Consider the following 19,364-nt stretch of genomic DNA (forward strand, 5'->3'; position numbering starts at 1 on the left):
AACATGACGAAGGACTTCGAGAACGAGGTCCCCGGTGACGAGGGGTCGGATGCCACGGCATCCGGCCCCGACTCGCAGGAGGACTCCCTGACGGTCGACGACATCCTGGGCGCCGAGCAGACCGACGACGCTGCCATCGCCGAGGCATCCGATGAGGACAAGGATCTGCTGCTGGACCTCAAGCGCGTGCAGGCCGAGTACGCCAACTATCGTCGGCGCACCGAGGAACAGCGTCAGGTCGAGATCGACCGCGCCAAGGGCTCGGTCGCCAAGGGGCTGCTGCCCGTGCTCGACGACCTCGACCGTGCCGAGAAGCACGGCGACCTCGCCGAGGGCTCGCCGCTGCAGGCCATCGCCGAGAAGCTGCGCGGCGTCGTCGCGCGCCTGGGCGTGGAGCGCTACGGCGAGGCGGGCGAGGCGTTCGACCCGCAGCAGCACGAGGCGATCTTCCACGCGCCGAACCCGGGTGATGTGGCCGACGGGACGATCCTCGACGTCGTCGAGGTCGGCTACCGGCTGGGCGACATCGAGCTGCGCCCCGCGAAGGTCGTCGTCGCCGGCGGAGCGGACTGAGGAGACAGATGGCCAGTCAGGATTGGTTCGACAAGGACTTCTACAAGGTCCTCGGCGTCTCCAAGGACGTCTCCGAAGCCGACCTGAAGAAGGCGTACCGAAAGCTCGCGCGCACCTACCACCCGGACTCGACGCAGGGTGACGCCGCCAAAGAGGCCAAGTTCAAGGAGATCAGCGAGGCGTACTCGGTGCTCTCCGACAAGGATCAGCGCGAGGAGTACGACCAGATCCGGGCGATGGGGTCGGGCAGCGCCCGGTTCCAGGCGCCCGGCTCCGGCGGCGCCGGCGGGTTCGAGGATGTCTTCAGCCGGTTCGGTCAGTCGCGCGGCGGGTCGTACCAGCAGGCCGACTTCGACGACCTGTTCTCGATGTTCGGGCAGCAGGGCGGCGGGTTCGGCTCCGGCCGGTTCGGCCAGTCGACGGGAGGTTTCCGCGGCTACGGCGGTCCCCAGCGCGGCGCCGATGTGACGGCGCGGACGACGCTCGACTTCCAGACGGCGGTCCGCGGCGAGACCATCACTCTCGCGGGCGAGGACGGCAAGCCGTTCAAGGTGAAGATCCCCGCCGGTGTCGCCGACGGGCAGAAGATCCGGCTGCGTGGCCGGGGACGCCCGTCGCCCGACGGCGGCGAGCCCGGCGACATCGTCGTGCAGGTGACCGTGCGGCCGCATCCCGTGTTCACGCGCGACGGCCTGAACCTGCGCGTCACCGTCCCGGTGACCTTCACCGAGGCCGCGCTCGGAGCGACGATCGAGGTGCCCACGCTCGGCGGCGACCCCGTCAAGCTGCGTGTCGCCCCGGGCACGCCGTCCGGCCGCGTGCTGCGTGTCAAGGGACGCGGGGTGCAGACGAGCAAGGGCACCGGCGACCTCCTCGCCGAGGTGCAGGTCGCCGTCCCGGCACACCTCGACGACAAGGCGCGCGAGGCGCTGGAGCGCTTCCACGAGTTGGAGCCGCGGGAGAACCCCCGCGCCGACCTCATGGCCAAGGCGCGGGAGTGAGGATGCCGCGTTTCGTCTCGCTGCGCTCGCTCAACGACCGTGGGGTCACCCTCGCCCGGTCGCCCCGCGCCGAGCGCAGCGGCGAGACGAAACGCCGCAACCCGCGAAGGAGGTGAGCACATGCCCGATCAGGACATCGACGAGGAAGCCCCGACCTTCGCGATCGCGGTGGCCGCGGAGCTGAGCGGGATGCACCCGCAGACGCTCCGGCAGTATGACCGGCTCGGCCTCGTCGTGCCCGCCCGCACCCAGGGCGGTTCGCGGCGGTACTCGCTGCGGCACGTCAAGCAGCTCCGCGAGGTCGCGGCCCTGTCGGCGGAGGGCATGAGCCTGCCCGCGATCTCCCGGCTCATCGAGCTGGAGAACGAGGCGCGGGTGCTGCGTCGGCGCGTCGCCGAGCTCGAGCAGCAGCTGCGCGACGAGCTCGACCGCCGATCCCGCGTCTTCGCGGCGGGTGCGACCGGGTCGGTCGTCACCCTCCGGCAAGGCGCGCGCGCGCGCCGCGCGACCGAGGTCGTGCTGTGGCGGCCGCGCCCCGACCCCGCGGAGTGACCGACTGACCGGTCGCCGGTGTCGGGTAGCGTCGGAGGCGACGAGGAGGTCACCCATGCAGATCACTGGAGCCGTGCTCGAGACCAGCGGAGCCGAGGCGCCGTTCGCCCGCACCCGCCCCTTCACGGTCGGCCCGCTGGAGCTGGATCCGCCCGAGGCCGGTGAGATCCTGGTGCGCATCGAGGCGGCGGGCATCTGCCACTCCGACCTCAGCGTCGTCGACGGCAATCGCCGCCGTCCCGTCCCGATGCTGCTCGGCCACGAGGCGGCCGGCATCGTCGAGCAGTTGGGGGCGAACGTGGACGACCTCGCCGTCGGCGACCGCGTCGTCATGACCTTCCTCCCGCGCTGCGGGCACTGTGCCGGCTGCGCGACCGACGGCCGCCTGCCGTGCGAGGCGGGCACCGCCGCCAACAACGCCGGCACGCTGGTGGGCGGCGGTATCCGTCTGCACCGGCAGCGACCGGGCGACGACAGCGACAGCGACGCTGACGCCGAGGCCGTCTTCCACCACCTCGGCGTCAGCGGCTTCGCCAGCCACGCCGTCGTGAGCCGCACCTCCGTCGTGCCGGTGCCCGCCGACGTGCCGGCCGAGATCGCGGCGCTCCTCGGCTGCGCCGTCCTCACCGGCGGCGGCGCGGTGCTCAACGCCGGGCGGCCCGCCGCGGGCGAGCGCGTCACCGTCGTGGGTCTCGGCGGCGTCGGCATGGCGGCGCTCCTCGTCGCCGTCGCGCTCGGGCACGAGGTCGTCGGCGTCGACGCGGTGGCATCCAAGCTCGATCTCGCTCGCCGGCTCGGCGCCGCGCGAGCGCTCACCCCCGCCGACGCGCTCGCCCAGGCGACGGATGCCGATGGTCGCGCCTCCGTCGTGATCGAAGCCGCCGGGAACGCGCGCGCGTTCGAGACCGCGTTCGCCCTCACCGCCCCCGGCGGCACGACCGTCACCGTGGGCCTGCCGGCGCCGGATGCCCGGGCGTCGGTGTCGCCCCTCACCCTCACGGCGGAGGCGCGCACCGTCATCGGCAGCTACCTCGGCTCCGCGGTGCCCAGCCGTGACATCCCGCGCTACATCGAGCTGTGGCGCGATGGCCGGCTGCCGCTGGAGAAGCTGGTGTCCAGTCACGTCGCCCTGACCGAGATCGACGCCGCCATGGACCGGCTCGCCGCCGGCGGCGAACTGCGCCAGCTCATCACCTTCTGACGCCGAGCGCCGCAGCGCGAGAGCGCGACACCATACCGCGCAGTCGGTGTGCTCGAGACGGATGCCGCCGCATCCCCGACGGAGAGGATACGCATGACCCGCATCGCCATCGTGACCGGAGCCGCGCGCGGCATCGGCGCCGCCACCGCCCGCCGTCTCGCCGCCGACGGCTACGCCGTCGCGGTCGTCGATCTCGACGAGGCCGCGTGCGCCGACACGGTCGCCGCCATCGCCGAAGCCGGCGGCCGCGCGCTCGCCGTCGGCGCGGACGTCGCCGACGAAGACGCGGTGACCGCCGCCGTCGACCGCGTCACCGCAGAGCTCGGGGCGCCCACCGTGCTGGTGAACAACGCCGGCATCCTGCGCGACAACCTCCTCTTCAAGATGAGCGCCGACGACTGGGACGCCGTCATGAACGTGCATCTGCGCGGCGCCTTCCTCATGAGCCGTGCCGTGCCGCGCCACCAGGTGGAGGCCGGGTTCGGGCGCATCGTGAACCTGTCGTCCACCTCGGCGCTCGGCAACCGCGGGCAGGCGAACTACGCCGCCGCCAAGGCCGGCATGCAGGGCTTCACGAAGACCCTCGCCATCGAACTCGGCCCGTTCGGGGTCACCGTCAACGCCGTCGCCCCCGGTTTCATCGTCACCGATATGACGCGCGCGACCGCGGAGCGGGTCGGGGTGCCGTTCGACGACTTCGTCGCCGCGACCGCGAAGGAGATCCCCGTCGGCCGTCCCGGTCAACCCGACGACATCGCCGCCGCGGTCTCGTTCTTCTGCCGGGAGGATGCCGGGTTCGTCTCGGGTCAGGTGCTGTACGTCGCCGGAGGTCCGCGCGCATGATCCGCGTCGCCAGCCCCGCCGACCTGCCGGGCGTCGTCGGCCAGAGCGCCACGGGCGCGTGGTTCGAGATCGATCAGGATCGCATCGCCGCGTTCGCCGAGGCCACCGAGGACCGGCAGTGGATCCACCTCGACCGCGACCGCGCGGCATCCGGTCCCTTCGGCGGCACGATCGCGCACGGCTACCTGACACTGTCGCTCCTGCCGCACCTTGCGAGCGGACTGCTCGAGGTGGGCGGCGTCGCGATGGCCGTCAACTACGGGCTCGACGCGGTGCGCTTCCTGCAGCCGGTGCGCGCCGGCGCGCGCGTCCGCGCCGTCACCGAGGTGCGCTCCGCCGAACCGGTGGCGCAGGGCATGCGCGTCGGGATGCGGACGACCGTCGAGATCGAGGGCTCCGAGCGCCCAGCGCTGGTCGCCGAGACGATCGCGCTGTACGTCCCGGAGTGAGGCCTGCCGTGCGCCGCGCCTCGTGTGAGGCGCGGCGCGCCGCGCGTCACGCGCGCTCGAGCACCATCGCCATGCCCTGGCCGCCGCCGACGCACATCGTCTCCAGGCCGTAGCGCCCGCCCCGCTCGGCGAGACCGTTCAGCAGGGTCGAGGTGATGCGCGCGCCGGTCATCCCGAACGGGTGCCCGACGGCGATGGCACCGCCGAACGCGTTCAGTCGCTCGTCGTCGACACCGAGCTCGCGCGCCGAGGGGATCACCTGCGCGGCGAACGCCTCGTTGATCTCCACGAGGTCCATGTCGTCGACGTCGAGCCCGGCGCGCGCGAGCGCGCGGCGCGACGCCTCGACCGGGCCGAGACCCATGATCTCCGGCGACAGCCCGCTGACGCCCGTCGAGACGATGCGCGCGAGCGGTGTGAGCCCGAGCTCGTCCACGACGCGGTCCGAGACGATCACGACGGCGGCGGCACCGTCGTTGAGCGGGCAGCAGTTGCCCGCCGTCACCGTGCCGTCGGGGCGGAAGACCGGCTCGAGGGTGGCGAGCCCTTCGAGGGTCACCCCCGGCCGCGGCCCGTCGTCGGCGGCGACGACCGTGCCGTCCTCGAGCGTGATCGGCGTGATGTCGCGGGCCCAGAACCCCGAGGCGATCGCCGCCTCGGCGCGCTGCTGCGACCGTGCGGCGAACGCGTCCTGCTCCGCGCGGCCGATGCCTCGCAGCTGCGCGACGTTCTCGGCGGTCTGGCCCATCGCGATGTAGGCGTCGGGGGCCGTTCCGTCGGTGCGCGGGTCGGTCCACGGCGACGCCCCGCCGCTCGCGCGCGCCGCGGTGCGCGCACCGGCATCCGCGAAGAGCGGGTTGTGCGCCTCCTCGGCATCCGCCCGCCCGTGCACGTAGCGCGACACCGACTCGACGCCCGCCGAGACGAACACGTCGCCTTCGCCCGCCTTGATGGCGTGGAACGCCATGCGCGTGGTCTGCAGCGACGACGAGCAGTAGCGGTTGACGGTCGCTCCGGCAACGGTGTCGAGCCTCAGCAGCACCGCGACGATGCGGGCGAGGTTGAATCCCTGCTCGCCCGCCGGCTGCCCGCACCCGACGAGCAGGTCGTCGATGCGCGCGGGATCGAGCGCCGGCACCTTCGCCAGCGCGGCGCGGACCATGCGCGCCGTGAGGTCATCGGGGCGGATGCCGATGAGCGACCCCTTGCGGGCGCGTCCGATGGGCGAGCGGGCGGTGGCGACGATGTAGGCCTCGGTCACGGCATCCTCCTCAGACGAACGCGGCGACGCCGGTGACGGCGCGCCCCACGATCAGGGTGTTCATATCATGCGTGCGCTCACCGTGTTCGGCTACGACGACCGCGACCACGGCGGCCACGCCGAGATCGTCTTCGACGACGTGCGGGTGCCCGCCGCGAACCTCATCGCCGCCGAGGGCGACGGCTTCGCGATCGCCCAGGCGCGCCTGGGCCCCGGCCGCATCCATCACTGCATGCGCGCGATCGGCATGGGGGAGCGCGCGCTCGCGCTCATGACCGCGCGCGCCCGGGAACGCGTCGCGTTCGGCCGGACCCTCGGCGAGCAGGGCGTCGTCCGGGAGTGGCTGGCGTCGTCGCGGGTCGAGCTCGAGGCGCTGCGACTGCTGGTGCTGAAGACCGCGTGGCTCATGGACACCGTCGGCAACCGTGCCGCCATGACCGAGATCCAGGCGATCAAGATCGCGGTCCCACGGGCCGTGCAGCGCATCCTCGACCGGGCGATCCAGCTGCACGGCGGCGCGGGCGTGTCGCAGGACACGCCGCTCGCGGCCCTCTTCGCCGGCATCCGCACGCTGCGTCTCGCCGACGGCCCCGACGAAGTGCACCTCGACAGCCTCGGGCGGGCGCAGCTGCGCACCGACCGCTGAACCGGAAGGACGATGCGATGACGCATGCCCCCGACCCCGCGATCGACGGCGACGGCCACGCCACGCTGTCCGTCGCGAGCATCCTCGCCGAGAAGGCGACCCGGCCGGACCGCCCGGCGCTGCACGCCGCCGGCACGACGCTGAGCTACGGCGAGCTGTGGGCGCAGCCCGGGCCTACGCGGGCGCTCTGCGGGCGCGGGGAATCGGCCCCGGCGACCGGGTCGCGATGATGGTGCCGAACGTCCCCGATTTCGCGCGCGTGTACTACGGCGCACTTGCCCGTATCGGAACCAGGTTGCGGGACAAGTTGTTTCGGCCTGGAGTTTCGGCACACGGTCAGCGAGGGTGGCGGCGCTCGACGAGGATGGTGCCGCGCCACTGCCCAGCCCAGGGGCCGTAGGTCATGAGGGCGATGCGTTCGCGGTGACCTACGCGGCGGAAGCCTGCCCTGTCGTGGAGGGCGAGGCTGGCGGGGTTCTCGGGGAAGATGCTCGCCTGCACCGTCCAGATGCCGGCACTGTCGGCAGCTCGGAGGAAGGCGTCAAGGAGTGCGGCGCCTGCGCCGTGCCCACGAGCCTGGTCCGCGATATAGACCGAGTGCTCGACCACGCCCCGATAGACCTCACGAGACGACGCGGGTGAGGCGGCGACCCATCCGACGACGGATCCGGCGGCGTCCTCGGCAACGAGCCGCCCTAGGGTGATTTTTCCTGAGTCGAAGGCCGACCAGGTTGGTGGGTTCGGTTCGAAGGTCGCGTTGCCGGTGGCGATGCCTTGGCGGTAGATGGATTCCACCGCTGGCCAGTCGGCGGCGGTCATCGTGCGGATGAGAACGCCGCTCATGGGCGCAGCGTGCGGGAGGCCTGTTCGAGGGCATCCGTGACGATGCGGTAGTAGGCCCAGCGGCCGCGTTGTTCGCGAGTGGTGAGACCGGCGTCGACGAGCAGTTTCATGTGGTGGGAGACGGTCGGCTGGGAGAGTCCGACTGGCTCGGTGAGGTCGCAGATGCATGCTTCGCCGTCGCCGGATGCGGCGATCAGTGAGAGGAGTCGCACGCGGGTGGGGTCGCCCAGAGCCTTGAACGTGCGCGCGATCCGCTCGGCCTCGTCGGGCGTCAGCACCCCGCCGGTGACCGGCGAGCAGCACACCGTGGCGTCGGCCGGGAGGAGGGGGAGCGTCGTGGGCATGCCACGATTCTGGCACGTCACATTGACATTCGTCGATACATCGAGGATTCTCGATCCATCGAGTTCTGTCGATGCGTGGAGGAGTGAGTGTAATGGAGAGCGCGTTGCCCGTGGTTGTCATTGGTGCCGGCCCGCAGGGGCTCGCAGCTGCCGCCCACCTGGTCGAGCGAGACGTCCCGATTGTTGTGTTGGAGGCCGGAACCGACCCGGCATCAGCGGTTGCCGAGTGGGGGCATGTGCGCCTGTTCTCGGAGTGGCCGGAGCTGATCGACACGGCCGGGGCGCGGATTCTCGAGCCCACCGGATGGTCCGCTCCGACGACCGGCTATCCGACCGGCGCGCAGTGGATCAGCGGCTATCTCGCGCCGCTTGCTACCGAGCTGGGCGACCGGGTGCGGTACGGCGCTCGGGTCGTCGGGGTCTCCCGCCTGGGCCGCGACCGCCTCGTCGACGCGGGCCGCAGCGATCAGCCGTTCACAGTTCACGTGCAGCCGAGCGAGGGTGAGGAGTACCGATTGCAGGCGCGCGCGGTGATCGACGCCTCGGGTACGTGGTCCTCGCCCAACCCCGCAGGCGCGGACGGTCTGCCCGCGCTGGGCGAGCGAGCCGCCGCCGAGTTGCTGTCGTACCGCATCCCCGACTTCCGCGACCGGAAAGGCTTCGAGGGGAAGCACACGGTCGTCATCGGCTCCGGGCATTCGGCCGTGACGGCGGTCCTCGCGCTGGCACGCATGGCGCGCCGCGACCCGGACACTACTGTGACGTGGGTGCTGCGCCGCGCCACCGCCGGGAACGCCTTCGGCGGCGGCGAGGCCGACGAGCTACCCGCACGCGGGGCACTGGGGATCAAGGCGAAGGAGTTCGTCGACGCCGGCCTGGTGTCTCTCGTGACCGGGTTCCGCGTCGAGCGCGTCACCACGGACGGGGATCGGCCGGTCCTGGTGGCAGAAGATGGCCGCACGCTCACCGCCGATCGCGTCGTCGTGCTCACCGGGTTCCGTCCGGACCTGTCGTTCCTGTCGGAGCTGCGGTTGGAGCTGGACCCCACCTTGCAAGCCCCCGTGCGTATCGCTGCGGAGGTCGACCCGAACGTGCATTCCTGCGGTTCGGTCGCGGCGACCGGCGCCGCCGACATCGCCCAACCGGAGCCTGACTTCTACCTCGTGGGCGCGAAGTCCTACGGGAGGGCACCGACCTTTCTCGCCCTCACCGGGTACGAACAAGTGCGCAGCGTCGTCGCGGAGCTCGCGGGCGACCACGAGGCCGCCCGCCGAGTGGAACTGGTGCTGCCCGACACGGGCGTCTGCGGCGGCGCCGGCCTGTTCGACGCTTCCGGGGTATCCCTGGGCGGTGCCTGCTGTGCCCCGCCGGCTCAGTTGCTCCAGATCGGACGCGCTCCGGCCGCCGTCTGACCAGACAGACGAGAGGGGGCGGGTCGCATCAGCGATCTGCCCCCTCTCCCGTTGCTCAGCGTGCGAGGAGCGTGGTCTGGATCTTGTCGGAGACAGCTTCGCGCAGCGGCCGCACGGCCTCGGCGTCCCAGGCCTCCGGGTTGGGGAAGGACCACTCCAAGACTTCGCCGCGGGGAGTGGACGGCAGGGCGAGGCCGGGCTTCATCAGAACCACCACGTCCGCCTGATCCAGGTCGTCCGCGGTGACGGCACGCGGCACCCGGTCGGCGATGTCTATGCCCAGCTCAGCGACCGTGGCGGCCACGGCAGGATTCACTTCGCCTGCGGGCGACAGTCCCGCCGACGTCGCGGTGAACCGGTCGCCGGCCAGGTGCTCCAAGAGCGCGGCGCCAAGCTGAGAGCGGCCGGCGTTGTGCTGGCAGATGAACAGGACGGTCGGAGTGGTGTCAGTCACGGGTTCTCTTTTCTAGGCAGGGTCAGGAGGCGGCGAGCCGGGGTGCGAGTTGGGTGATCCGGCGCTCCAGCTCGTCGTACGCGGTGTCGAAGGCGTCGTCGGTGCCGACGCGCACCGGGTCCGGGATCGACCAGTGCAGATGCCCGGTCACGCCGAGTTCTTCGTGCGCGTTGTCACACACGGTGACCACGAAATCCGAACCGGTCAGCACCGTCTCCAACGCCCGCGGCGACTCGTCGGGAAGGTCGAGTGTGTGACGATCCGCCGTCGCGATCGCGCCGGGGTCGATCCGGTCTGCGGGGTGGGTGCCGCCGGAAGCGGCAGGGATGCTGCTGCGGGTCGACCACAACGCCGCGGCCAACTGCGATCGGGCCGAGTTCGCCGTGCACACGAACACCACCCGGCTCGCCCGCTCGACTCGACCGGGAGTGAGGCCCTGCAGTGCGGTGTCGGTCAGGTGGACGTAGCTGCGTCGCTTGTCCGCTTCCGACCGAGACCGGGCCACCATGCCCGCCGTCTCCAGCACGTTCAGGTGATGAGCCACCAGGTTCCCGGGCATCTCCAGAGCCGTCCGAATCTCCGACGGCGACAAGTCGCCCAGCGTCAGGAGGTCGACAATTCGAAGGCGCGACGGGTCGCTCAATGCGGCGTGCCGTGCGGCGCGCGCCTCCACCGTGTCGATTCGTTCAGTGTTCATTGATTCAATGTTGACTGAACTACCCTGCTCGGGTCAAGATGAGCCGACATGAAAACCACCACCTACAACGCGACCGTGACGAGGCCGCACGTGCTGCGCCGTGCCGCTGCCGAGTTCGTCGGGACGGGCCTGCTCGTCACTGTCGTGGTCGGGTCGGGGATCGCGGCGCAGCGTCTGTCCCCGGATGATGTGGGATTGCAGCTTCTCGAAAACAGCCTGACCACGGCGCTCGGCCTAACGGTGCTGATCCTCATGCTCGGCCCCGTGTCAGGAGCGCACTTCAACCCCGTAGTGTCGCTGGCCGACTGGCTGCTCGGGCGCCGCGCAGGGACCGGCCTGCCGCTGCGCGACCTTGCCCCGTACCTCGCCGCGCAGGTTCTCGGAGGCATCGCCGGCACCCTCCTCGCAGGAGTGATGTTCGACACCGCACCCTCACTCTCCGGCAACGACCGTGCGACCGGTGGGCACCTGGTCGGAGAAGTGGTCGCCACCGCCGGGCTGGTGCTGCTGATCTTCGCGCTCGGCCGCACAGGGAAAGGCTCAGTGACCGCGGCCGCGGTCGGTGCCTACATCGGTGCCGCGTACTGGTTCACCAGCTCCACATCGTTCGCCAACCCCGCCGTGACCATCGCCCGCATGTTCACCGACACGTTCGCAGGCATCGCCCCCGCATCTGTGGCCCCGTTCATCCTCGCGCAGCTCGTCGGCGCGGCCCTCGGGCTCGCGCTGCTGCTCGTTTTCTACCCGACCGCCGCGCGCATCGCGGGCGACGTCGTCGTGCCCACGCAACCCGAAACCACGTCCTGAAAGGCACCCCCATGCACCTCGTAGCGATCGGCGGAAGCGACGCCGGCATCTCCACCGCACTGCGCGCCTGCGAACTCGATCCCTCCGTCGACGTCACTGTCGTCGTCGCGGACGCTTACCCGAACTTCTCCATCTGCGGCATCCCGTACTACTTTTCCCGCGAAGTGCAGCCCTGGCAGTCTCTCGCACACCGCACGCACGCCGACCTCGAAGCCACCGGCATGAACCTGCACCTGGACACCCTCGCCACCGGCATCGACGTCAACGGCCGCACGCTCACCGTCCGCGACGCCGCCGGCACCGAATCGACGATCGCTTACGACCAGCTCATGGTCGGCACCGGAGCATCCCCGTCCACCGCCGGCATCGCCGGCCTCGACCAGCTCGGCCCCGACGACGGGGTGCACCTGCTGCACTCGATGGGCGACACCTTCGCCCTGGAGCGCTACCTTGACGAGCACCAGCCGGAAACCGCGATCATCGTCGGCGCCGGCTACGTCGGCCTCGAAATGGCCGAAGCCCTCACCGTTCGCGGCCTGCACGTCACCCAACTCCAACGCGGCCCCGAAGTGCTCTCCACCCTCGACCCCGAACTGGGCTCCCTCGTCCGCGACGAACTCACCCGCCACGGCGTCGACGTGTTCACCGGAACCCGCATCGAAGCTGTCACCCGCAACGCGGGCCGCCTCACCGTGACCGGCACCCGCGACGGTGACACCTTCTCCCACAGCGCTGACCTCGTGCTCGTCGTCGTGGGCGTGCGCCCCAACACCAGCCTGCTCACCGCAGCCGGCGCAACCACAGGCGCGGGCGGTGCAGTCGTCGTCGACGAGCACATGCGCACCGGCCTGCCGAACGTATGGGCAGCCGGCGACGGCGTGGTCACCCACCACCGCCTCCTCGGCGTCACCTACCTGCCCCTCGGCACGACCTCGCACAAGCAGGGCCGCGTCGCCGGAGAAAACGCCATCGGCGGCAACGCCCGCTTCGCTGGCAGCCTCGGCACACAGGTCGTAAAGGTGTTTGACGTCGTGGCCGCCCGCACCGGCCTCCGCGACCACGAAGCCGCCGCCGCGGACTACGCCCCGCACAGCCACACTGCGATCGCTGACGACCACAAGCGCTACTACCCCGGAGCCACCCCCATCAGCATCCGCGTCACCGGAGACACCCGCGACGGCCGCCTCCTCGGCGCGCAGCTCGTCGGCACCCGCGGCGCCGAAATCTCTAAGCGCGTCGACACCTACGCCACCGCCCTGCACCACGGCATGACGGTGGACGGCATGAGCAACCTCGACCTCTCCTACACGCCCCCGCTCGGCTCGCCCTGGGACGCCGTACAGATGGCGACCCAGGCGTGGGAACGTGACGCGCGTACCTTGGCATCGCTCGTCTGATTGAGCACGCCTCGCGTGGAGGTTTCCGCAACAGGTCAAAACTGATCGTTTCCGGTGCGTCGACGCCGGCACCGGCCGACGTCGGCGCCGGCAGCGGGACGCGGCCCCAGCGCACGGATGGCCGATCGAGGGTACGGGGCCGGACAGGAGGGGCGGAGCTGATGGAGCGGTTCGACCTAGAGGAGCGGTGGCCGGAGCTGTTCGACGTGCTCGACGAGAACAACCGGTGGGCGCTGCGGCAGTCGCTCGCGTCGGCCTGGCATGAGGGCTGGGAGCCGAACCGAGACGACGTGGAGCTGCTTGTCGACCACATTCGAGGCGTGATCGACGACGCCGAGTATGAGCGTCGTTTCCGCGCTCTGGCCGAGCAGATGCGGGGGCAATCGTGATCTTGGCCGCCGCGGCATCCGGCTACGGAGCCTCACGGAGCCGTTCTTGGACGTCGACACGTCGACGCCGATGGGGGAAGCCATCGTGGGCATCGTGGCCGTGCTCGCCCAGCTCCGCGTCGCCACTATCCGAGACAACACGATGCGGGGCCTGACCCACGCTCGCGCGCAGGGCCGCGTCGGCGGCCGTCCCTCCGTGATGACCCCGGAGAGGGTCAAGGAGGCCGCACGGATGCGTGCTGCCGGCGTCAGCATCGCGAAGATCGCCCGCACGTTCGGCGTCGGCGCATCCTCCGTTGCGCGGGCTCTCGCGAAGCACGATGAGAGTCAGCGTGCCGCCACGTCCTCGTCGGTGGTGTCGCCTGTGAGCCAGTCCGCGACCTCGGAGCTCAGCTATCGGATCGTGCGCGGCGTGAGGGTGATGTAGGCAGGGCCGCGGCCCTCGTCTCGTAGTCGCTTGAGGTCGCGCACGTCGACGCCGAGCTGCGCGGCCAGCTCGCCGGGTGTGAGCATCTTTGGTCGCTTGCGGGGGCTGTTCACTGGCACGAGTCGCCCCCCGTCTCCTCGGCCGGGTCGACCGGCACCGGCCGGTCCTCGTCCCTCGACGGGAGCGTGGTCGTGATCGTCGTGAAGGCAACCAGAGTGCTCATCGTGACGTCCTGGTACTGGCCGCGCGCGAGCAGCACGTCGGGGAAGTTCGCGGCGACGGCGTGCACGCGCACCCGCACCTCGCCCGGCCCCGGCACCGGGTCGTCGACCTCGACGAGGGCGAGGACGTCTTCGGGCTCTCCGTGTGCGGTCACGTGCCAGGCGCGGATGCGTCTCCTTCGGTGGGGGTGGGATGCCGGGGCATCCCGCCGTGTCAGCCGGTGGTGATGCCGGCGAGGAACAGCTCGGTGAGCTGCTCGGCGACGAGGGTGCCGCTTTCCGGACCCTCGGGCGAGTACCAGTGCGACAGGTAGTGCACGTCGCTGAAGAAGTGCGCCACCACGACGGGCACCGGGATGTCGCTGCGGAAGACCCCTTCGGCGCGGCCGCGTTCGATGAGCGCCGCGAAGGTGTCGTGGTAGGCGCGGCGGCGGCGCGTGACCTCCTGCTGCCGCGGGGCGCTCAGCATGTGCGACGAGCGGAAGAAGACGGTCCCCTCGGGCAGGAACTCGATCGAGGTCTCGATCACGTCGACGCACACCGCCCGCACCACGTCGACGACGGCGCCGCCGCGGGCGACGATGTCGTCGAGGTGCTGCTTCTGCAGCGACAGCAGCCGGTCGTAGATGCCGAACAGCAGGTCGTCCTTGGACCGGAAGTAGTGGTACATCGCGCCCTTGGTGACGCCCGCCGCCTCGACGATCTGCTGCACGCTCGTGTTGGCGTATCCCTGCGCGGCGAAGAGGTCGACGGCGGCGCGCGTGACGTCGTCGGCCACGTTGGTCTGCTTCATACGTCCATCCTTCCCTGCCGCGCGTGGGCGCCTGGCCGCGTCAGTCCAGCGGGCGGATCGAGGTGCCGCCGTCGATCAGCAGGGTCTGACCGGTGATCCACCCGGCATCCGGCGACAGCAGGAACGCGACGGGGGCGGCGACGTCGTCGGGCTCCCCGAGCCGCGTGAGCGGATACGCGGCGGCGGCCTCGTCCTCACGCCCCTCGTACAGCGCCTTCGCGAAGCGGGTCTTGATGACGGCGGGGGCGACGGCGTTGACGCGGATGCCGGGGACGAGCTCGTCGGCGAGCTGGATGGTCAGGTTGATCAGGGCGGCCTTGGAGACTCCGTAGAAGGAGATGTTCGGCGCCGCGGTGACACCGGAGATCGACGCGATGTTCACGATGGAGCGGCGCAGGCCCGCGGCGACCGCGTCGCGGGTCCACTCCAGGGCGGCGATGACGTTGACCTCGAGGATCTTGCGCGCCGCGGCGGGGTCGAGGGCGAGCGCGGGGCCGTAGGCCGGGTTGATGCCGGCGTTGTTGACGAGATGGTCCAGGCGACCATGGCGCTCGGCGATGTGGGCGAACACGGCGGCTCGGTGCGCGTCGTCGTCGGCGCGTCCGGCCACGGCGGAGGCGTTCTCCCCCAGTTCGGCGACCGCCGCGTCGAGGGTGTCCTGGTGTCGGCCGGTGAGGACGACCGCGCCGCCCTCGGCGACGATCCGCCGGGCGATCGCGAACCCGATGCCACGGCTGCTACCGGTGATGAGCGAGACCGTGTCGGTGAAGCGGTCGAGGGTCATGGGCGCCTCCGGGTCGCGGGTCGGATGACATACCGGCCGGTCGGTAGGAGGCTAGCACGGATGCCGGGAAGCGCACGCGCGCGGCGCCCCCGGCCGTCAGCCGCGGGCGGCGACGAACGCGTCGTAGCCGGCGCGGGAGAGCTCGGCGTAGGCGTAGGCCCACTCCAGCAGCGCGGAACTGGCGCACGTAGTAGTCGCCGTCCGTTCCCCACGAAGTAGCCGAGGAACGGGTCGGAGGCGCCCTGCAGAATGCGCTGCAGGGCCACCACGCGCGCACCCCGCCCGCCCTCGGCGATCACCTCCGACAGCTGCGGCGGCAGCTCGTTGCCGCCGTGCTCCTCGAGCACGCTGCGCCCGGCCTCCTTCGTCTGCAGCAGGAGGGGAGTGCCCGCGGCATCCTGCAGCACCGACACGTAGCACCGCGTGCCGACACTGCCGACACCGACAACGCGGCGCACCGCGTCGGAGACCGGCGGCGGAGGTGCCGGGCTCGATCAGCTCGGCGAACTCGTCGATGTCCTCCTGGCCGGTGACGCTGAGGGCGGCGAACTCGAGGTCCGCAACGCCGTACTCGTCGGCGTGCTCTTCGATCTCGATCGCGGTGACGGTGCCGTCCTCGGCCTTGGAGACGACGACGAAGTCGAGCAGGTTGACCGTTCCGGCGGCGACCAGGTCGGTCAACGCGGCGATCACGGCGGGCGCGGGTCGGTCGCCGTCGAGGCTCACGAGGTACAGCTCGACGGGTCCGAATCTGAAGTCGACCACGGGAGGTCCTTTCTCTCGGGGTCGAGGCTGCTCCTGCGGCGCATCCGACGCGAGGGGTTCGGGCCGTCGTCGCCCGATGCGGGTGAGTGCTCTGGCTCCCTCGGCTCGCCCTGCGCGGACGCCGCGCAGGTTACCGAGGAGATGTCCTGATTCCGAGGAGCGGATGCCGGGTTCTGCTCCTCGGAATCCGTCATCTCCTCGGCATCCGCCACCCGGCCTCGGTCCTCTCGGCATCCGCCCCCGGCCTCGATGCCTTCGGCATCCGCCCCCGGCCCGGATGCCCATCCGCCCGGCACCCTCACCCCGAAGGCGGAGGAGCGATCAGGCGGGGTCGAGGCGGAGGACCCCGGATGCTTCCCGCACCGTGAGATCGTCCACGATGCGCAGCGACCGGGCGAGGTCGTCGACGGCGCCGATGACGGCGCCGAAGCGCTCGCGGTCGGCGCACACCGCGGTCACGGTCACGAGGTGCGTTCCGGTGTCCCACGTGTACGTCGCGAACGGGGGAGCAGTGGGCGAGGACGGCAGCGGCATCGCGAGCTTCTCGCCCATGCCGAGATAGGTGCCGCGGAAGGCCTCGGTGTCGTCGTACTCCATCGGCATCATCGCCCGCGCCGTCCGCAGCTGCGGGGTGAGCTCCTGGATCTGCGCCATCACGACGAGGAGGTCCGGCGCGTCCTTCCACACCCACACGAGCACCCGGCCCGCGGCCTTGCGCATGAGGGCGGGCGCGGCCTGGCTGACCGCCCACGCGGCGAACCCGCCGCCGGGCCGCGGCGTCGCACCCGTTGCGGCACCGGCCTGGCTGAGCAGCATCCGGATCGCCTGCTTGCGCGCGCGGCGCCCCCGGAACCCGAAGGACTCGGTCACCGGAACCCACCGCGCCGGGTCGGCGTCGGCCTGAAGTCGCACCATGACTCCAGGCTACGGGCCGCGCGAGGCGCTCCGGGTGCCAGAGCGGCCCTCGGGTAGACTCGACGGCGGCGGACACCGCGATCCGCGGTCCGCCGCCGCCGCACAGATTGGCCCCGCACCCCCGTGACCGAATCCGCGACACCCGACGACTCTCCCCGCCCCGACCGGCCGCTGACGATCGTCATCGCCGCAGACACCTTCGCCCCCGACGTGAACGGCGCCGCGCGCTTCGCGGAGCGTCTCGCTGCGGGACTGGCCGGTCGCGGCCACGACGTGCACGTCCTCACTCCCAGCATCACCCACCGCAACCACGGCGTGTTCCGGGAGGTCATCGAAGGCCAGGAGATCACGGTCCACCGCCCGCCGGGGTGGCGCTGGTATCCCCACGACTGGCTGCGTTTCGTGCTGCCGTGGATGGCCAAGCACTACTCGCGCAAGCTCCTCGATGAGGTGCCCGCCGATGTCGTGCACAGCCAGTCGCACATCGTCCTCGGGCGTGCGCTGACGCGGATCGCGCGCCGCCGCGGCATCCCCGTCGTCGCGACGAACCACGTGATGGCCGAGAACATCATCGACTTCACGACGCTGCCGCCGCTGCTCGACAAGTACGTCGTGAAGCTCGCCTGGGCCGACGCCAAGCGCACGTTCGACATGTCGCGGGCGGTCACGACGCCCACGCGCAAGGCGGCGGAGTTCCTCGAGAACACGATCGACATCCACGGCGTCATCCCGATCAGCTGCGGCATCGACAAGCGCAACTACACCGCCGACCTCAGCCCGCGCCCGCACTCCCGCGTGCTCTTCGTCGGGCGCCTGACCACGGAGAAGCACGTCGAGGTGACCCTCCACGCCGTCGCGAAGCTCGCCCCCGAGCTGCCGGAGATCAGCTTCGACGTCGTCGGCGGCGGTGACCAGCGGCGCAACCTCGAGCAGACCGCCCAGCGGCTCGGCATCGCCGATCGCGTCCGCTTCCACGGGCGGGTCGAGGAGGACGAGCTGCGCGCCGCGTACACGAAGGCCGACGTCTTCGCGATCGCCTCGATCGCCGAGCTGCAGTCCATCGCCACGATGGAGGCGATGGCGTCGGGGCTGCCGGTGGTGGCGGCGGATGCCGTGGCGCTCCCGCACCTCGTCCACGACGGCGTCAACGGGTACCTGTTCGAGCCCGGCAACGCCGACGACCTCGCCGACAAGCTCCGCCGGGTGCTCACCGCCTCGCAGGAGGAGTACTCGCGGATGCAGCAGGCGTCGCTGGAGGGCGTGGACATCCACGACATCGAGAACACGCTCGACACGTTCGAGAAGCTGTACCGCGGCGAACCGCTCTGACATGCGCCTGCTGTTCGACGCGCGCTACATCCGCACCGACGTCCACGACGGCATCAGCCGATACTCCGCCGAGCTCGCCGCGGCCGTCGCCGCTGCCGCACCCGGGCGCGGCGTCGAGGTGGCCTTCCTCATCCACGACGACGCGCAGCGCGCGTTCCTCCCGCCGGGCGCGCGGGTGCTGCGCATCCATGCCCCGACGGCGCTGCGCGAACCGCTGACGGCGCTGCTGCTGAACCGCCACCGGCCGGATGCCGTGTTCTCGCCCATGCAGACGATCGGCTCGCTCGGCCGCCGGTTCGGCCTCATCCTGACGCTGCACGACACCATCTACTACCGGCACCGCACGCCGCCGCGCGACCTCCCCTGGTACGTGCGGCTGGGCTGGCGGCTGTTCCACCTGTCGTACGTGCCGCAGCGGCTCACCCTCAACGCGGCCGACGTCGTCGCGACCGTGAGCGAGACGAGTGCCGCGGAGTTCGCCCGCGTGCGACTGACGAAGCGGCCGGTCGTCGTCATCCCCAATGCTCCGCAGCGACTGGCGGCGCTGCTGCCCGCCGGGACCGCCGTCGTGCCGGGCGCAGCGCACCTCGTGTACATGGGCTCGTTCATGCCGTACAAGAACGTCGAGACGCTCATCCGCGCGGCCGCGCACCTGCCCGGACGCACCCTGCACCTGCTGTCACGCATCTCGCCCGAGCGCCGCGCCGAACTCTCGGCGATGGTCGACCCGGCCGGCGCCGAGGTGGTCTTCCACGGCGGCGTCACCGATGCCGAGTACGCCGCACTGCTGGCCGACCGGGCGGTGCTCGTCTCGGCATCCCTCGACGAAGGCTACGGCCTGCCCGTCGCCGAAGCGATCGAGCTCGGGGTGCCGGCGGTCGTGACCGACATGCCGATCTTCCGGGAGGTCGCGGGCGACGGCGCCCGCTACGCGTCGGGGACGGATGCCGAGGCTTTCGCCGCCGCCGTGCGCAGCCTCGACGACGCGGACGAGTGGGCGCGGGTCGTCGCCGCGGGGACGGCGCACATCGCGCGCTTCTCGTGGGACCGATCGGCCGGGGCGCTGCTCGACGCCGTCGCCGCGCTGCCGCGGCGCTGATGCGGGGCGCTGGCGGGGCTGGGGCGGTCTCGCCGCCGATTTTCGGGGTCACGAACGACCACGTCGCCGGGCCTGAGGCCGTCGATTGCGCCACCTGTTTCCCGCGCGGGCCCGGCGCGCTGGGCTCGGCGCTCGGGTCAGGGCAGGTGGGAGGAGTCGGTG

25 protein-coding genes and 2 pseudogenes are annotated in these 19,364 nt (G+C 71.4%); 15 read left to right on the forward strand and 12 right to left on the reverse strand.

The window, feature by feature from the left end; all coding sequences use genetic code 11:
- Window positions 1–3: 3 nt before the first annotated feature.
- The 6 genes from JOD60_RS03440 (at window position 4) to JOD60_RS03465 (ending at window position 4,619) form a co-directional block, all read left to right on the forward strand.
- Window positions 4–573 carry a nucleotide exchange factor GrpE gene (locus JOD60_RS03440; protein WP_076688584.1) on the forward strand — a complete coding sequence of 190 codons (570 nt, stop codon included), beginning with the start codon at window positions 4–6 and terminating at the stop codon, window positions 571–573.
- A gap of 8 nt (window positions 574–581) precedes the next feature.
- Entirely contained in the window at window positions 582–1,574 is a 993-nt protein-coding gene (locus JOD60_RS03445) for a DnaJ C-terminal domain-containing protein (RefSeq protein WP_076688586.1), read from the forward strand.
- A 120-nt stretch (window positions 1,575–1,694) separates the two neighbouring features.
- The gene (locus tag JOD60_RS03450) at window positions 1,695–2,126 is read left to right on the forward strand and encodes a heat shock protein transcriptional repressor HspR (protein WP_076688588.1); all 432 of its coding nucleotides are present in this window, start codon (window positions 1,695–1,697) and stop codon (window positions 2,124–2,126) included.
- Window positions 2,127–2,181: 55 nt separating this feature from the next.
- Window positions 2,182–3,327: a zinc-binding dehydrogenase gene (locus JOD60_RS03455; protein WP_076688590.1), complete on the forward strand. Its 1,146-nt coding sequence runs from the start codon at window positions 2,182–2,184 to the stop codon at window positions 3,325–3,327.
- 93 nt (window positions 3,328–3,420) lie between these two features.
- The gene (gene fabG, locus JOD60_RS03460; RefSeq protein ID WP_076688592.1) at window positions 3,421–4,170 is read left to right on the forward strand and encodes a 3-oxoacyl-ACP reductase FabG; all 750 of its coding nucleotides are present in this window, start codon (window positions 3,421–3,423) and stop codon (window positions 4,168–4,170) included.
- Window positions 4,167–4,619, forward strand: coding sequence for a MaoC family dehydratase (locus JOD60_RS03465; RefSeq protein WP_076688594.1), 453 nt, complete (start codon window positions 4,167–4,169; stop codon window positions 4,617–4,619). Before fabG ends, JOD60_RS03465 begins: the two co-directional genes overlap by 4 nt.
- A gap of 46 nt (window positions 4,620–4,665) precedes the next feature.
- On the opposite strand, the gene JOD60_RS03470 is transcribed toward JOD60_RS03465, so the two are convergent.
- Window positions 4,666–5,880, reverse strand: coding sequence for an acetyl-CoA C-acetyltransferase (locus JOD60_RS03470; protein WP_076688596.1), 1,215 nt, complete (start codon window positions 5,878–5,880; stop codon window positions 4,666–4,668).
- A gap of 55 nt (window positions 5,881–5,935) precedes the next feature.
- On the opposite strand from JOD60_RS03470, the pseudogene JOD60_RS03475 reads away from it, so the two are divergent.
- Window positions 5,936–6,526: pseudogene (locus JOD60_RS03475) on the forward strand (acyl-CoA dehydrogenase family protein); the annotation flags it as partial.
- Between the two features lie 17 nt (window positions 6,527–6,543).
- The gene (locus JOD60_RS03480) at window positions 6,544–6,756 is read left to right on the forward strand and encodes a hypothetical protein (RefSeq protein ID WP_307823840.1); all 213 of its coding nucleotides are present in this window, start codon (window positions 6,544–6,546) and stop codon (window positions 6,754–6,756) included.
- A 106-nt stretch (window positions 6,757–6,862) separates the two neighbouring features.
- Here JOD60_RS03480 and JOD60_RS03485 read toward each other — a convergent pair whose 3' ends face one another.
- Entirely contained in the window at window positions 6,863–7,369 is a 507-nt protein-coding gene (locus JOD60_RS03485; RefSeq protein ID WP_076688598.1) for a GNAT family N-acetyltransferase, read from the reverse strand.
- Window positions 7,366–7,713 (reverse strand): ArsR/SmtB family transcription factor, encoded by a 348-nt coding sequence (locus JOD60_RS03490; RefSeq protein ID WP_198159106.1) that lies wholly within the window; start codon window positions 7,711–7,713, stop codon window positions 7,366–7,368. Before JOD60_RS03490 ends, JOD60_RS03485 begins: the two co-directional genes overlap by 4 nt.
- A 92-nt stretch (window positions 7,714–7,805) precedes the next feature.
- On the opposite strand from JOD60_RS03490, the gene JOD60_RS03495 reads away from it, so the two are divergent.
- Entirely contained in the window at window positions 7,806–9,125 is a 1,320-nt protein-coding gene (locus tag JOD60_RS03495; RefSeq protein WP_076688600.1) for an FAD-dependent oxidoreductase, read from the forward strand.
- A 55-nt stretch (window positions 9,126–9,180) separates the two neighbouring features.
- Here JOD60_RS03495 and JOD60_RS03500 read toward each other — a convergent pair whose 3' ends face one another.
- Window positions 9,181–9,579 carry an arsenate-mycothiol transferase ArsC gene (locus tag JOD60_RS03500; RefSeq protein WP_076688604.1) on the reverse strand — a complete coding sequence of 133 codons (399 nt, stop codon included), beginning with the start codon at window positions 9,577–9,579 and terminating at the stop codon, window positions 9,181–9,183.
- A 22-nt stretch (window positions 9,580–9,601) separates the two neighbouring features.
- A complete protein-coding gene (locus JOD60_RS03505; protein WP_076688606.1) occupies window positions 9,602–10,276 on the reverse strand; it encodes an arsenate reductase/protein-tyrosine-phosphatase family protein in 675 nt (224 codons plus the stop codon).
- 48 nt (window positions 10,277–10,324) lie between these two features.
- Between JOD60_RS03505 and JOD60_RS03510 the strand changes: the two genes are divergently transcribed.
- From JOD60_RS03510 to JOD60_RS03525, 4 genes are all read left to right on the forward strand, one after another.
- On the forward strand, window positions 10,325–11,083 hold the full coding sequence (locus JOD60_RS03510; protein ID WP_076688608.1) for an aquaporin: 759 nt from the start codon (window positions 10,325–10,327) through the stop codon (window positions 11,081–11,083).
- 11 nt (window positions 11,084–11,094) lie between these two features.
- Window positions 11,095–12,480 carry an FAD-dependent oxidoreductase gene (locus JOD60_RS03515; RefSeq protein WP_076688610.1) on the forward strand — a complete coding sequence of 462 codons (1,386 nt, stop codon included), beginning with the start codon at window positions 11,095–11,097 and terminating at the stop codon, window positions 12,478–12,480.
- A gap of 161 nt (window positions 12,481–12,641) precedes the next feature.
- Window positions 12,642–12,869: an antitoxin VbhA family protein gene (locus JOD60_RS03520; protein ID WP_307823841.1), complete on the forward strand. Its 228-nt coding sequence runs from the start codon at window positions 12,642–12,644 to the stop codon at window positions 12,867–12,869.
- A complete protein-coding gene (locus tag JOD60_RS03525) occupies window positions 12,820–13,296 on the forward strand; it encodes a recombinase family protein (protein WP_084201872.1) in 477 nt (158 codons plus the stop codon). The genes JOD60_RS03520 and JOD60_RS03525 overlap by 50 nt, the downstream gene beginning before the upstream one ends.
- Here JOD60_RS03525 and JOD60_RS16615 read toward each other — a convergent pair.
- The 7 genes and pseudogenes from JOD60_RS16615 to JOD60_RS03555 all read right to left on the reverse strand — a co-directional run bounded on the left by JOD60_RS16615 (window position 13,263) and on the right by JOD60_RS03555 (window position 16,774).
- Window positions 13,263–13,382, reverse strand: a complete 120-nt coding sequence (locus tag JOD60_RS16615) for a helix-turn-helix domain-containing protein (RefSeq protein ID WP_232321677.1) — start codon at window positions 13,380–13,382, stop codon at window positions 13,263–13,265. The genes JOD60_RS03525 and JOD60_RS16615 overlap by 34 nt on opposite strands.
- A gap of 23 nt (window positions 13,383–13,405) precedes the next feature.
- The gene (locus tag JOD60_RS17290) at window positions 13,406–13,672 is read right to left on the reverse strand and encodes a hypothetical protein (RefSeq protein WP_338039514.1); all 267 of its coding nucleotides are present in this window, start codon (window positions 13,670–13,672) and stop codon (window positions 13,406–13,408) included.
- 59 nt (window positions 13,673–13,731) lie between these two features.
- Window positions 13,732–14,310 carry a TetR/AcrR family transcriptional regulator gene (locus JOD60_RS03535; RefSeq protein ID WP_084201873.1) on the reverse strand — a complete coding sequence of 193 codons (579 nt, stop codon included), beginning with the start codon at window positions 14,308–14,310 and terminating at the stop codon, window positions 13,732–13,734.
- A gap of 40 nt (window positions 14,311–14,350) precedes the next feature.
- Window positions 14,351–15,094: an SDR family oxidoreductase gene (locus tag JOD60_RS03540; protein ID WP_076688614.1), complete on the reverse strand. Its 744-nt coding sequence runs from the start codon at window positions 15,092–15,094 to the stop codon at window positions 14,351–14,353.
- Window positions 15,091–15,552 carry a DUF2252 family protein gene (locus JOD60_RS03545; RefSeq protein WP_076688616.1) on the reverse strand — a complete coding sequence of 154 codons (462 nt, stop codon included), beginning with the start codon at window positions 15,550–15,552 and terminating at the stop codon, window positions 15,091–15,093. Before JOD60_RS03545 ends, JOD60_RS03540 begins: the two co-directional genes overlap by 4 nt.
- Window positions 15,553–15,580: 28 nt before the next feature.
- A pseudogene (locus JOD60_RS16620) lies at window positions 15,581–16,144 on the reverse strand (DUF6325 family protein); the annotation flags it as partial.
- A 36-nt stretch (window positions 16,145–16,180) separates the two neighbouring features.
- Window positions 16,181–16,774, reverse strand: coding sequence for a hypothetical protein (locus JOD60_RS03555; RefSeq protein ID WP_076688620.1), 594 nt, complete (start codon window positions 16,772–16,774; stop codon window positions 16,181–16,183).
- 123 nt (window positions 16,775–16,897) lie between these two features.
- Between JOD60_RS03555 and JOD60_RS03560 the strand changes: the two genes are divergently transcribed.
- On the forward strand, window positions 16,898–18,103 hold the full coding sequence (locus JOD60_RS03560) for a glycosyltransferase (protein ID WP_076688622.1): 1,206 nt from the start codon (window positions 16,898–16,900) through the stop codon (window positions 18,101–18,103).
- Between the two features lies 1 nt (window position 18,104).
- Window positions 18,105–19,202 (forward strand): glycosyltransferase family 4 protein, encoded by a 1,098-nt coding sequence (locus tag JOD60_RS03565; RefSeq protein ID WP_076688624.1) that lies wholly within the window; start codon window positions 18,105–18,107, stop codon window positions 19,200–19,202.
- The last annotated feature ends 162 nt before the right edge of the window (window positions 19,203–19,364 follow it).

It is taken from the genome of Microbacterium aurum (assembly GCF_016907815.1).
Taxonomy (GTDB): domain Bacteria; phylum Actinomycetota; class Actinomycetes; order Actinomycetales; family Microbacteriaceae; genus Microbacterium; species Microbacterium aurum.

Coding starts and splice junctions, on each gene's coding strand:
- JOD60_RS03440 (WP_076688584.1), top strand. CDS start 4: ATGACGAAGGACTTCGAGAACGAGGTCCCCGGTGACGAGGGGTCGGAT.
- JOD60_RS03445 (WP_076688586.1), top strand. CDS start 582: ATGGCCAGTCAGGATTGGTTCGACAAGGACTTCTACAAGGTCCTCGGC.
- JOD60_RS03450 (WP_076688588.1), top strand. CDS start 1,695: ATGCCCGATCAGGACATCGACGAGGAAGCCCCGACCTTCGCGATCGCG.
- JOD60_RS03455 (WP_076688590.1), top strand. CDS start 2,182: ATGCAGATCACTGGAGCCGTGCTCGAGACCAGCGGAGCCGAGGCGCCG.
- fabG (WP_076688592.1), top strand. CDS start 3,421: ATGACCCGCATCGCCATCGTGACCGGAGCCGCGCGCGGCATCGGCGCC.
- JOD60_RS03465 (WP_076688594.1), top strand. CDS start 4,167: ATGATCCGCGTCGCCAGCCCCGCCGACCTGCCGGGCGTCGTCGGCCAG.
- JOD60_RS03480 (WP_307823840.1), top strand. CDS start 6,544: ATGACGCATGCCCCCGACCCCGCGATCGACGGCGACGGCCACGCCACG.
- JOD60_RS03485 (WP_076688598.1), bottom strand. CDS start 7,369: ATGAGCGGCGTTCTCATCCGCACGATGACCGCCGCCGACTGGCCAGCG.
- JOD60_RS03490 (WP_198159106.1), bottom strand. CDS start 7,713: ATGCCCACGACGCTCCCCCTCCTCCCGGCCGACGCCACGGTGTGCTGC.
- JOD60_RS03495 (WP_076688600.1), top strand. CDS start 7,806: ATGGAGAGCGCGTTGCCCGTGGTTGTCATTGGTGCCGGCCCGCAGGGG.
- JOD60_RS03505 (WP_076688606.1), bottom strand. CDS start 10,276: ATGAACACTGAACGAATCGACACGGTGGAGGCGCGCGCCGCACGGCAC.
- JOD60_RS03510 (WP_076688608.1), top strand. CDS start 10,325: ATGAAAACCACCACCTACAACGCGACCGTGACGAGGCCGCACGTGCTG.
- JOD60_RS03515 (WP_076688610.1), top strand. CDS start 11,095: ATGCACCTCGTAGCGATCGGCGGAAGCGACGCCGGCATCTCCACCGCA.
- JOD60_RS03520 (WP_307823841.1), top strand. CDS start 12,642: ATGGAGCGGTTCGACCTAGAGGAGCGGTGGCCGGAGCTGTTCGACGTG.
- JOD60_RS03525 (WP_084201872.1), top strand. CDS start 12,820: ATGAGCGTCGTTTCCGCGCTCTGGCCGAGCAGATGCGGGGGCAATCGT.
- JOD60_RS16615 (WP_232321677.1), bottom strand. CDS start 13,382: ATGCTCACACCCGGCGAGCTGGCCGCGCAGCTCGGCGTCGACGTGCGC.
- JOD60_RS03535 (WP_084201873.1), bottom strand. CDS start 14,310: ATGAAGCAGACCAACGTGGCCGACGACGTCACGCGCGCCGCCGTCGAC.
- JOD60_RS03540 (WP_076688614.1), bottom strand. CDS start 15,094: ATGACCCTCGACCGCTTCACCGACACGGTCTCGCTCATCACCGGTAGC.
- JOD60_RS03555 (WP_076688620.1), bottom strand. CDS start 16,774: ATGGTGCGACTTCAGGCCGACGCCGACCCGGCGCGGTGGGTTCCGGTG.
- JOD60_RS03565 (WP_076688624.1), top strand. CDS start 18,105: ATGCGCCTGCTGTTCGACGCGCGCTACATCCGCACCGACGTCCACGAC.